General features: G+C 48.1%; 12 protein-coding genes. 10 read left to right on the top strand and 2 right to left on the bottom strand.

The genetic code is table 11. From position 1 onward, the window contains the following. Window positions 1-221 precede the first annotated feature (221 nt). Window positions 222-1175 (top strand): nitrogen regulation protein NR(II), encoded by a 954-nt coding sequence (locus EBO34_RS12695; RefSeq protein ID WP_122899111.1) that lies wholly within the window; start codon window positions 222-224, stop codon window positions 1173-1175. A 578-nt stretch (window positions 1176-1753) separates the two neighbouring features. Here EBO34_RS12695 and EBO34_RS12690 read toward each other — a convergent pair. Next, entirely contained in the window at window positions 1754-2386 is a 633-nt protein-coding gene (locus EBO34_RS12690; RefSeq protein WP_122899109.1) for a YigZ family protein, read from the bottom strand. Between the two features lie 344 nt (window positions 2387-2730). Here EBO34_RS12690 and EBO34_RS12685 point away from each other — a divergent pair, with 344 nt between their 5' ends. The 3 genes from EBO34_RS12685 (at window position 2731) to EBO34_RS12675 (ending at window position 6439) form a co-directional block, all read left to right on the top strand. Continuing rightward, the gene (locus EBO34_RS12685; RefSeq protein ID WP_249414086.1) at window positions 2731-3882 is read left to right on the top strand and encodes a sensor histidine kinase; all 1152 of its coding nucleotides are present in this window, start codon (window positions 2731-2733) and stop codon (window positions 3880-3882) included. A gap of 142 nt (window positions 3883-4024) precedes the next feature. After that, a complete protein-coding gene (locus EBO34_RS12680; RefSeq protein ID WP_122899107.1) occupies window positions 4025-4723 on the top strand; it encodes a response regulator in 699 nt (232 codons plus the stop codon). Window positions 4724-5584: 861 nt separating this feature from the next. Continuing rightward, window positions 5585-6439 (top strand): DegV family protein, encoded by an 855-nt coding sequence (locus tag EBO34_RS12675; protein ID WP_122899105.1) that lies wholly within the window; start codon window positions 5585-5587, stop codon window positions 6437-6439. A 286-nt stretch (window positions 6440-6725) separates the two neighbouring features. Here the strand turns inward: EBO34_RS12675 and EBO34_RS20925 are convergent, their stop codons facing one another. Continuing rightward, complete coding sequence (locus EBO34_RS20925; protein ID WP_249414085.1) at window positions 6726-6980, bottom strand: hypothetical protein; 255 nt, start codon at window positions 6978-6980, stop codon at window positions 6726-6728. On the opposite strand from EBO34_RS20925, the gene EBO34_RS12670 reads away from it, so the two are divergent. The 6 genes from EBO34_RS12670 (at window position 6861) to flgK (ending at window position 11766) form a co-directional block, all read left to right on the top strand. Continuing rightward, entirely contained in the window at window positions 6861-8162 is a 1302-nt protein-coding gene (locus tag EBO34_RS12670) for an ATP-dependent helicase ComFA (protein ID WP_488154029.1), read from the top strand. The two genes, EBO34_RS20925 and EBO34_RS12670, sit on opposite strands and share 120 nt — an antisense overlap. After that, window positions 8159-8854 carry a ComF family protein gene (locus EBO34_RS12665; protein ID WP_122899103.1) on the top strand — a complete coding sequence of 232 codons (696 nt, stop codon included), beginning with the start codon at window positions 8159-8161 and terminating at the stop codon, window positions 8852-8854. Before EBO34_RS12670 ends, EBO34_RS12665 begins: the two co-directional genes overlap by 4 nt. Window positions 8855-8903: 49 nt before the next feature. After that, complete coding sequence (locus EBO34_RS12660; protein WP_122899101.1) at window positions 8904-9329, top strand: TIGR03826 family flagellar region protein; 426 nt, start codon at window positions 8904-8906, stop codon at window positions 9327-9329. 60 nt (window positions 9330-9389) lie between these two features. Then, window positions 9390-9647 carry a flagellar biosynthesis anti-sigma factor FlgM gene (gene flgM / locus EBO34_RS12655; protein ID WP_122899099.1) on the top strand — a complete coding sequence of 86 codons (258 nt, stop codon included), beginning with the start codon at window positions 9390-9392 and terminating at the stop codon, window positions 9645-9647. 15 nt (window positions 9648-9662) lie between these two features. After that, window positions 9663-10145 (top strand): flagellar protein FlgN, encoded by a 483-nt coding sequence (locus tag EBO34_RS12650; protein ID WP_183163858.1) that lies wholly within the window; start codon window positions 9663-9665, stop codon window positions 10143-10145. A gap of 70 nt (window positions 10146-10215) precedes the next feature. Next, a complete protein-coding gene (gene flgK, locus EBO34_RS12645) occupies window positions 10216-11766 on the top strand; it encodes a flagellar hook-associated protein FlgK (RefSeq protein ID WP_122899095.1) in 1551 nt (516 codons plus the stop codon). Window positions 11767-12079 lie beyond the last annotated feature (313 nt).

The following is a 12079-nucleotide window of genomic DNA, read 5'->3' as shown; positions in this document are numbered from 1 at the left end:
CGTAGGCGCTGCCGGCGGTATTTTCCGGTGGTTTGGATTACCCTTTAGTGCGTTTTTTTTGCAAAATCAGACATTTCATAGGTCTTTCAGACAAATTAATTGTGGTCTTTCTTATATTTCGTAAAAAAACTAAAATAATTTCACCTCCTTTAGTAGGAGGTGAATTCGCTTTTGTCGAATTATTATGATATGAAAAAAGGTTGTGACAGGGGGAATGCTTGATGAACACTCATGTGATTTCAAATGTGATCACTTCAGGGTCTTCGGGAAATATTAGATGCGGAGTGTTTATCACGGATCAGTTTGGAACAATCCAATTCGTTCAGTTTGCGGATGAGTCCCTTCGTGTCTCCCAAGGGATTGCGAGGGGAGTAAATATTTACTCCACCGAACTGGGCATGTATTTTAACAAAGTTAACGAGAGTGGCGCACAGATTTTCGCATTAAATCCCCCCGGATTGCCTGAGCGTCTATTTCACCTTTCAAAAATACAGGAGAATGATGAAAGCAGCGGATGGATTGGTGTGATCTACCTTAAATCAGACGAAGAAAGACAAGAACCGACTCACTCGGAAAAACTCGTCCGTCTTTTGTCCATGAGGCGTGCTCATGAAATGCTTAATGTAATGACCCCGGTTTACGGGACGCTTCAAATGCTGAAACGAAACACCGAAAGCCGCAATGATCGCAGGTTGATCGAGCTTGCGGAGAAAGAACTGCTCAAGGGCAAAGCCCATGTGAATGACTTTTTGAAAATCAATAACTTTGGGGAACTGAAAGCGACAGGGATCACCGTCGAGTCCTTTATCCGGATTCTTCAGGAGAAATTAAATGTGCAGCTGCCCGAAGCGGTTCCCTATGTGATCTGGCGCTTTCCGGAAGTGGAAGAAATACAGCTTAAGATGGAACCTGACTCCGTCTGTATCGCTGTGTTTTTTCTATTAAAAAAGTGCATCGATTACCTTAAAGGGGCGGGAAAGATCTGTCTGTCTTTCGAAAAGTCGGAAAGTGATGAGGTTCAGCTGAAAATCCGTCATGCTTATCAGACCGCTTCTTTTTCAGATGACGAGGAAATGCAGTTTTACACGGACATTGCAAAAAAGGTGCTGCAGAAGCAGGGGGGCTATCTTCATAAAAGCAAAGAGGAGCTCGTTCTTCATTTGCCGGTTTCATAGAAACAGCGGTGTGACCCTTATCGGGGGCGCACCGCTGTTTTCTTTCGATCTATTATTTATTTTACAGGTTACCAGGAAAAAGAATTGAAACTCAGCTTCGTTGAACGGAATACGCTCCCTTTCTGCGGACTCGCGCTGAGCCTCCTCAGGGCTTTACCGAGGCCACTTAAAAATGTCCACTTACTTTAAAATTGGCTTAGAAAAGGTAGGTGTTGATTTCCGCTCATTGCGCTCCCTTTCCGCGGGCGGTTCAGGAGCCTCCTCGACGCTTTGCGTCTGCGGGGTCTCCCCTGAACTCGCTTTTCCCGCAGGAGTGTCGCGCTTTCGCTCCAATCAACACTCTTTTTAAAAACGAGAATGACCTTTAGCACATCAAAAAATCAAATCCCATTTTATGTTGCAACTAGAACCTTCGGACTTTGACTTGATCAGTGGTCTCCTATGCCAATGCGGGGTCTCGTCTGTCTCGTGCTTCCGCAGGAGTGTCGCGTATTCCGTTCAACTTCGCACAATGCACTGTAAAAATCAGAGGACTGGATAACTCGGCCGCAAAAGACCGCATGCCTTTTCTTTATACGTTAAACATCCACTTCAAGATAGACTTCTTCGCCTTTTTCGAATGTGCACTGACCGCTTGTGAGGTTTGTCATTTTTTCTTCAAAAAGGGCTTCGTCCCCGCTGTTTACATAGGTTTCAACGGTTACTTTTTCAAGGTAATGAATCTCTTTAATCGGAAACACCGAGCCCCGGAGCTCATTTTCCACTTTTCCGAGCTGGGTGTAGTCAATGGATGTTTTATATACCTGCATCAGTTTTCGCTCGACGATGCCTGTTTCATTTAACCCTTCCGATGTCGACGAGCTGTAGGCACGGATTAATCCACCGGCACCGAGCTTGATGCCTCCGAAGTACCGGGTAATCACAACCACGGTGTCTTTAAGCTGACGTTTTTTTAAAACTTCAAGTATCGGGACTCCGGCAGTTCCGCTCGGCTCTCCGTCATCGTTCGCCTTTTGGATCTGATCCCGCTCGCCGATCATATAGGCAGAGCAGTTGTGATTGGCATTCCAGTGCTGCTTTTTGATTCGTTCAATGAATGCCTGGGCTTCTTCTTCTGTAGTTACGCGGTCAACGTAGGCAATAAAACGTGACTTTTGGATGGTGATTTCGTGTTCGCCGTATCCTTTTATTGTATAATATGATTTGAGCATGACGTTCTCTCCTGACTTGAGGTGTTCCAGACGTGCGAAACATGTCAGTATCTGGACACATATTAAAGGAATGTTACAGAACGTGAAAAAATCTCAAAAAGCACGACAAAGCCGTCCTGAAACGATAGTTTTAGGGTAAGATGGAAATGGAAAGGTGTCAAGCTGCCGGTCTTATAAGCATAATTCTGGTTGCAGGAGTAAGATTGCCTTTCTCCATCTGAAAATGCTTTTCCCTTAAATAGGAATTTTCATCCCCATAAATGCATGGCTGATGTCGAAATGTTGTACAAAGGGGATTCCAAAGCATTAGGCCTAAGGGTGCTGGTGTGAGGGAGGTGTAGCCGATGGAAAAGCAGGGAAAAGAAAAACCAATGACCGAACGGCTGGATGACATCCTGGACGCCATGATGGAAACAGTCGGCAGGAGCAAAGAAGAGATCTTTGACATCGGTGAACATTCAAGAAACGAATATGAAGAGCTTAAAGCGGAGCTCACAGATGTACAAAATAAAGTGATCAACCTGATTGAAAAAACAGAACGTATGGAACTTCATTCCCGCTTTGCACGAAACCGTCTCGCTGAGGTGAGTAAGCATTTTGCCAACTACAGCGATACGGAAGTAAAAGAAGCATACGAACTGGCCAACGATTATCAGGTGCAGCTTGCGGTACTCCGGCAGGAAGAGAAGCTTCTCCGGGAGAGACGTGACAACATCGAACGACGCCTGATGAAGCTTAAAGGCACCATCGAGAAAGCGGAAACGCTCGTTGCCCAGATTAATGTGGTTATTCATTATTTAACCGGAGACCTTCAGAACATCAGCGAAATGGTTGCTGATGCGAAGGAAATGCAGAAATTCGGTTTGAAAATCATTGAAGCACAGGAAGAGGAGCGCAAGCGTCTCTCCCGTGAAATTCATGACGGACCGGCCCAGATGATGGCAAATGTGATGCTTCGTTCCGAGCTGGTTGAGCGGGTTTATGCAGAGCATGGCATCGATGAGGCCATGAAAGAGATCCGCGACCTCCGTAAGATGGTGAAGTCGTCCCTGGCCGAAGTACGAAGGATCATTTACGACCTCCGTCCGATGGCGCTGGATGACCTGGGACTCGTTCCGACGATCTCCAAGTATTTGAAGAATTTTCAGGAGCACAGCGGGCTGAATATTTCATTCAGGAACATCGGAAGAGAAATCCGCCTGCCGTCTGAAATGGAAGTGGCCATTTTCCGTTTCATCCAGGAGTCCGTACAAAACGCCTATAAACATGCTGAGCCAGAGCAGGTAATGGTTAAGATTGAACTGAAACCAACCCGGGCACTGGCAATTATTAAAGACGACGGAAAAGGATTTAATCCTGATGTAAAGAAAGAAGGTTCTTTCGGTCTTTTAGGAATGAAAGAACGGGTGAACATGCTTGATGGCCAGCTTACGCTTGATTCACAACCCGGAAAAGGGACTTTAATCATGGTCCAAATCCCTATATCCAGCAAGTAACAGGCATCAAGAGGGATGTTTTTGCGACTATGGACTTGTTCATATAAGTAAAAATACAGTCGATATTACTAAAAGAGACAAAAAAACAGAACCAGAATGATTATTATTTTCAGGGAGTATGGCCTGAAGGAGGAGAAATGGTATGAGCGAAAGAGATAACATTAAAATCATTATCATTGACGATCACCAACTATTCCGCGAAGGAGTCAAGCGTATCCTTGCGATGGAGAAATCCTTTGATATCGTCGCTGAAGGAAGCGATGGCGACGCCGCTCTGGACCTCGTTCGCGAACATCAACCGGACGTTGTGTTAATGGATATTAACATGCCGAATGTAAATGGTGTGGAGGCAACGAAGAGTCTTGTAGAAACCTTTCCCGATGTAAAAGTTCTGATCCTGTCGATTCACGACGATGAAACTTATGTCACCCACGTTCTCAAAACAGGAGCAGACGGCTACCTGCTTAAAGAAATGGATACAGACGCTTTGATCGAGGCTGTGAAAGTTGTAGCTGATGGCGGAGCGTACATTCACCCGAAAGTAACGCACAACCTGATCAACGAATACCGCCGTCTTGCCAATGACGATAAGGAAGAGGCGGAGATTGGCTTCCGTGAGGTCGAGTACCGCAGACCGCTTCACCTTCTTACCCGTCGTGAGTGCGAGGTGCTTCAGCTTATGACGGACGGAAAGAGTAACCGTGCCATTGGTGAATCGTTATATATCAGTGAAAAAACGGTTAAAAACCATGTGAGTAACATCCTTCAGAAAATGAGCATGAATGACCGTACCCAGGCAGTTGTGGATGCCATCAAAAACGGCTGGGTGAAAGTTAATTAACGTTTGTCTCACATACCAGTTCCATAATTAACGGCGGCGCACTGTGCGCCGTCTTTGTTTTGTTAATGGAATTCTCTTTACTGCGAGCCGCTTAAAAAGTCATTTTCTTAGAGGAGTTGCGTGTTGACTTCCGCTCATTGCGCTCCCTTTCCGCGGGCGGTTCGGGAGCCTCCTCAGCGCTTTGCGCTTCCGGGGTCTCCACGGAACTCGCTCCTCCCGCAGGAGTGTCGCGCATTCGCTCCAATCAACACTATTTTTTAAAAAGACCTTTAGCGCATAATCAAAGCCCATTTTTTGCTGCAATTTGATCTTGTGACGTTATTATCGCACTTTGACTATTTCAGCGGTCTTCTCTGTCTTGTACTTCCGCAGTAGTCTCTCGTATTCTGTTTAACTCAGTACTTTGCGCTGAAAAAACAGAGGAACAGGATAAATCAGCTGAAAAAAGACTGCATGCCTATTTTCATGTAGCTTGACCAAGCGCTCACTCAAAGTTATGGCAACAAGTTTAGGAAGACGGTGTAATGCTCCCGATTCACTATAAGCATCAATAGTCTTTTAAATAGGATGTTTCTTTCTAAAAGATCGTGATGAAGCCGAAGTGGCCGAAACTCCCGGCGGTTGTTGGGGGCACTGTCGAGACCCTGCAAAGGCTCGGCGACACCTCCGCGGAAAGCGAAGGGCACTTCGGCTTAATCCACCATTTTCTGAACCTTAAAACATATATCAACTAATGCTGTGATGTCGGAATATGACAGGCGAATCGAATACAATAGACAATACCCCATAAATATTGATACTATTTGAAGTAGAAGATATCGAACGCGCATAAAATAGAGATTAGCGAAAGAGAGGACACTTATGAGTAAAATCGCTGTACTGACAGACAGTACCTCCTACCTGCCAAAAGACATACGCCAAGAACATAACATTGAAATGATCCCTCTTAACGTAGTGTTCGGTGAAGAAGAGTACAAAGAAGAACTCGAAATCACCACCGAACAGTTCTACGAAGAGATGAAATCGAAAGACATGCTGCCGAAAACGTCCCAGCCATCGATCGGATTGTTTGAAGAAACCTACCAGCGACTCGCTCAGGACCACGATGACATTATTGTGATTACTCTTTCAAGCGGCATCAGCGGTACATACCAGACAGCGGTGAGCGCTGCAAATATGACTGAAAACATTGACGTTCATGTGTTCGACTCTGAAATTAGCTGCATGCCCCAGGGGTTCTTTGCTCTCGCGGCCTCCAGGATGGCCGGGGAAGGCAAATCCGTTCATGAAATCCTTGCTTACCTTGAATTGATGAAGGACAACATGCGCGCCTACTTTATGGCTGACGACTTGAGCCACCTCCATCGCGGCGGACGCTTAAACGGCGCCCAGCTTGTGGTGGGAAGTCTCCTTCAGATCAAACCGGTTCTTCACTTTGAAAATAAAGTGATCGTTCCGTTTGAAAAAGTGCGCACAGCGAAAAGGGCTCTCACCCGCATTAAGGATTTACTTGATGAGGACGCCGCATCCGGAGAACCGCTGGACATTACCGTCATCCACGCGAACCGTCCGGAAAAAGCTGAAGAAATTGCAGGGGAACTCCGGGAAAAATACCCGACCGCCAGCGTTTATGTAAGCTACTTTGGCCCTGTCATAGGAACTCACCTCGGTGAAGGAAGCCTCGGTGTAGGCTGGGTAAAAGCAAACTTAGTATAAAATCATCACCCCGTTCGTTTTTGGACGGGGTGTTTTTTAATTGTATTGATTTATACCCTACCGCCACCGTACCTTCACGTATCACCGGAAAATTCATCACGTTAAACCAGCACAAAACCACTTTTTCTCTCTTCGACACTTTCTTCAGCACCTGCTAAACTTTAGGCAAAAGAAACGAGGTGCCCACTTTAACGTGCGTTTTCACACAACCAAAACAGACCAAGCACTCCTTCCGCCACACGTCACAATTCCGCAGGACAACCATTTCCCTGTCCCGGAACAACTTTCAGCTTCGCCACCCTCCGACTTCAAGCGTCTCCCGGATATCAACCGTATCTTCAAACCACCTGTTAATCCCGACTTCAAACCTGATGAAACACTCATAAACATTCTCAACGGCCGGCGCCTTCTTATGGACGAAATTCTCCCCTGCACCGACCTCAACACAATTCACGAGCACTACGCCAACGGCTATATCCGTTATGAACCCGCCCTGACCTCTAAAAATCACTGCACCCGTTGTGGCAATGCAACCCTGCACCTGTTCGCCTCCTACCACTGTTTTCGCTGTAAACAAACGTGCACGTACTGCCGAAGCTGTGTCACGATGGGACGGGTCAGCTCGTGCGCTGTTTACGCTATAGGCTCATCACTAACAGCCCCACCTGTCCAAAACCATACCCTCGGCTGGACCGGAACCCTTTCGCCGGCCCAGGAAAGAGCCGCCCGCTTCCTTACAAACGCCTTAAACTCAAACAAGAAAGAATGCCTCATCTGGGCGGTCTGTGGCGCAGGGAAAACAGAAATGCTGTTCGAGGCAATCCTCGAATCCCTAAAGAAAAACTACCGCGTTCTTATCGCCACACCCAGATCCGACGTAGTCCGGGAGCTGGAGCCCCGCATCAGACAGGCATTTCCGAAAACAAGTATCGCCGCTCTTTACGGCGGTTCCGAAGACCGCTACAAAAACGCACATATCACCATCAGCACAACCCACCAGCTTCTCCGGTTTCATCACGCCTTTGACTTTACGATCATCGACGAAGTGGACGCCTTTCCATATGACTCCGACCCGAAACTCCGCTACGCTGTCCGGAGGGCAGCAAAACCCGACACCCTCACAGCCTACGTCACAGCCACCCCCGATCAAACGATGCAAAACATAGCCGCGTCCCAAAAGCTTCCGGCAATCAAAGTTCCCCGCCGCTATCACGGTCACCCTCTTCCTGTTCCCGAGTATCGCTGGGCAGCCGGGTGGCGTAAAAAAGCAGTTAAAGGAAAAGTTCCCTGCAACCTTGAACACTGGCTTGAAACCGTTCTGGGGGAAAGAAAACAAGTATTTTTGTTTGTCCCGAGCATCCGGATTCTCACCCTTGTACTTCCATATCTTCAGGAGAAATTCCCTGAAACCGATGGGGTCTACTCGGAAGATGATCAGCGCGCTGAAAAAGTGCTCACGTTTCGTGAAGGAAAAACCAGGCTTCTCCTTACCACCACGATCCTAGAAAGAGGAGTGACCGTGAAAGGTGTCCAGGTGGGAGTTCTTGGTGCCGATGATCACGTATTTACAGAATCGGCTCTCGTCCAGATTGCCGGCAGGGCCGGGCGGAGTCCGGATGAACCGACCGGAGATGTAATCTTCTTTCACGACGGAAAAACAAGAGCGATGGTAAAAGCGAAAAATCAGATTCTCATGATGAACAGAGTGGAGGTCATAAAATGAAGGTGCGCGATCTTCTGGCTGAAACGGAACACTGCCTCTGGTGTGGTGAAACATACAGTGAACCGATGAGCTGGGCGGCATTTCTCGGTGAATCTCCTCTCGGGAGATTCTGCGAGAGATGCGACAGTAAGCTTGCTCCGATCGACTTTGGTAATGCCTGCCGGACGTGCAGTAAGCCGGAATTTTCACAGTGTGACGACTGTGCTGCATGGAATGAGGATCCGTTCTGGTCCTGCCGTGAATTTACGAACCGTGCCCTCTATGAATACAACCCGTTTTTAAAAGAAGTGATTGCCCGGTTTAAGTACAGAGGAGATGCTGCTCTTGCTGAAGCTTTTTCAGAACGAATTGCCCGGGCTGTACATCCGGGGAGTATAGTGACTTCCATCCCTTTAAACGACGAGGGTCATTATGAAAGGGGATTTAACCAGGCGACTCTTCTTGCCGGAAGGCTCAAACCGGTTCCCCTGCTGGAGAGAAGCCTGTCTTCCGGGAAGCAGAGCAAGCGCTCGAGAGAGGAGCGGATTGCCGCGGCCGAAGAGCAGTTCCGCATTTTACCCGGTGCAGTTGGAAAAACGATCGTCATTGTGGACGACATTTACACGACGGGGGCGACGATCCGTAGTGCGGCGAGACTTCTTTATGAGAACGGGGCGAAAAGCGTCATGGGTGTCACGCTTGCAAGGGCTTAAACATTCTTCTTCTCTGTCCGATATAAAAGGCAAAGAGGGGGAGACGTGTATGCCTGAGTTGAGTAATTGTCCGAAATGTGACCGGTTGTTTGTGAAAAGTCTGAGGACGGTGTGTGAAGGTTGCCATCATGAAGTGGAAATGATGTTTGAGAAAGTATATATGTTTATCAGGAAGCGTGAGAACAGAACGGCGGCGATGCATGAGGTGACGGAAGCGACAGGGGTTGAGGAAACCCAGATTACGCAGTTTATCCGGGAGGGCCGGCTTCATTTAGCTCAGTTTCCGAATCTCGCTTACGCCTGTGAGAAGTGCGGTTCATATATACGGGAGGGACGAATTTGCTCTTCGTGCAAGGGGGAACTCCGCTCGGGATTGGACCGCTCAGCACAGGAATCGGCTTTTCAGAAGCGTAAAGAGGCGCGGCAAAACCGTTCCGCCACGTATCATTCGATTCGAGTTGATAAAAAAGAGTAAACAAACGGTGCCCGTAAGCCGATATAATGGAGAGACAATGGTGTTGTGGAGGTGTTTGCAGTGAAAATTAATCCGATGCAGTCGTTAAATATGTACCGTCAGCAACAGGGCGGGCCGAACAACGGGAAGTCCCCGGTGAACAACCGTAAAGATGAGGTGCAGATTTCATCTGAGGCGAAGAAAATGCAGGAGGGTACGGCGGCAGCGAAAGTGCGGGCCGAGAAGGTTCAGGAAATTAAAGAACGTGTTGAAAACGGAACGTACGAAGTGAATGTGAAGGAAACAGCGAGAAGGATGTATGATTTCTGGACGGACTAACGGGAGGTGAACGGTGTGGTTCTTACGGCAGTGTTAAAGGAATTAACCCAGCTTCATCAGCTTTTTAACGAGCTGGCAAAAGAAAAGACCGAAGCGGTGAGAAAAGGGCAGATTGAAGACCTGGAGAAGATTATGAAACAGGAAACGGCGTGTATCCATCAGCTTAAGAAGCTTGAGGAAAAGCGTCAGCGTGCCACATCCGTCTGGCTTGAAACACAAGGGCTTGTAAAAGAAAACGTAACGGTGGAGGAAATCATCCCTTATTTAGATGACGAGGAGCAAAAAGAGCTTACCCTCTGGCAGACGAGACTGCTTGAGCAGATTACGATGTGGAAAGAGCAAAACGATCTGAATGAGCAGCTGATCGAAGAGTCTTTACGTTTTGTGAACATGTCCCTCGATGTGTTTCAGCCGAATCGGTCCGAGAATTACAGCCGGCCTGACACCGGGCATTCCCACACCGAAGAAAGACGATCGATATTTGATTCAAAAGCGTAACCGAAGGCACTGAAAAAGTTCGGTTTTTTACTTTTTCAGTGGCCTCATAACCATCAAGGAGGAACCAGACATGTCTACTTTTCACGGGCTGGAGACGGCACGGCGGGCGATCAATACCCAGCAGTCAGCGATACATACGACGGGGCATAACATTGCCAATGCGAACACGCAGGGGTATTCAAGGCAGCGGGTGAACTTTACCCCGACAGAAGCATTTCCCAATCCCGGATTCAATAAACCGAGCATTCCTGGCCAGCTGGGCACCGGTGTAAAAGCCGGAGAAATTGAACGCATCCGGGAGTCGTTTCTCGATCTGCAGTATCGTAAGGAAAACAACAAGCACGGATACTGGAGCGCGCGGCACACGGCTCTTGAAAAGATCGAAGACATCATGAATGAGCCTACGGAAGACGGCATTGCCCAGACAATGGACCGCTTCTGGCAGTCCCTTCAGGATCTGAGCGTGTACCCCGAGGATTCAGGAGCGAGAAGTGTAGTAAGGCAGAACGGGATCGCCCTTGCAGAGACGTTCAACTATACGGCACAATCCCTTGAAGCTGTTCAGCGCGACTATAAAAACCAGCTTGGTGTTGAAAATACCCGGGTCAATTCCCTTCTCGATCAGATCAACAACGTGAACCAGCAAATTGCAAGCGTCGAACCTCACGGATACCTGGCCAACGACCTGTATGATGCAAGAGACAACCTGGTTGACGAGCTCAGTGAGTACGTGAACATCAGCGTCGAACAGGTAAGCAGCGGCGGGATGGCAAAGGAAAATGCGGCTGGACGTTATACAATCAAACTTTTAAACGAACACGGTCAGGATATGGGGGTTACCCTTGTTAACGGGCGATCTCTTGAAGCCGCCCGGTTTGAACTCTCCTACGACGAGGACAGCGGACTAATTGACGGTATTTCTGTCGGCGGCGAAACCTTTGACCCCGAAGAATTTAATTCCTACGGGAAGCTGAAAGGTTCCATCGAAACCCACGGTTATCTTGCGGACGGCGAGGAGTTCGGGCTCATTCCTGAGATGATGCAGAGTATTGACCAGATGGTGTACGCTTTTACATCCGCCTTTAACGACGTGCATGAAAGCGGCATGAGCCTGTATGAAATGGCGAACGGAGAGGAATCAATTGCGTTTTTTGATTTTGCCGGCGGATTGAACATTTCAGCTGGGAATGTAAAAGGCGCTGCCTTAGGGTTAAAAGTAACGGATGATATTTTAGGTGATCTGGACAAAATTGCGGCTGCGACCGTGACCGGCGGAGAAGCGTTCAGCGGTGACGGAAGCAATGCCCTGGCACTGGCCAATGTGAAGGACAATCCTCTTAACTTCGGGGATTCAACAACGAATGTGCAAAGCTTCTACCAGGGTGTAATCGGAGCCCTGGCTGTAAGTACGAATGAAGCAGAACGGATGAGCCGGAACACCGATCAGCTCCGGGAATCGGTGGACGACCGCAGACAGTCCATAAGCGGCGTGTCACTTGATGAGGAAATGACGAACCTGATTAAATTTCAGCATGCTTATAATGCAGCTGCAAGAAACATGACCACCATTGATGAAATGCTCGATCGGATTATTAACGGCATGGGCGTGGTTGGACGATAGTAAAAGACTGTTTTGATATGAAATGTTAGAGGAAGAGGGTCAATCCACCCGAGGGAAGTGGGGTGAGCGTAAATTAACATCTGTCTTACACCAAAGCACATGTTTGGTGATGAGTCCAAAGCCTGTCCTTATCCTGTGTTTGAAGAGGAGCGTAGTTGAACGGAATACGCGAGACCCCTGCGGAAGTGCGAGACAGACGAGACCCCGCAAGGGCAAATCCCTGAGGAGGCTCGTCGCGAGTCCGCGGAAAGGGAGTGTATTCCGTTCAACGAAGCTGAATTTCATTGATACTGCCAACCTTAAGTTTATTTGG

It is taken from the genome of Alteribacter keqinensis, from assembly GCF_003710255.1.
GTDB classification, from domain to species: Bacteria; Bacillota; Bacilli; order Bacillales; family Salisediminibacteriaceae; genus Alteribacter; species Alteribacter keqinensis.
This window is presented reverse-complemented; position numbering and strand designations above follow the sequence as displayed.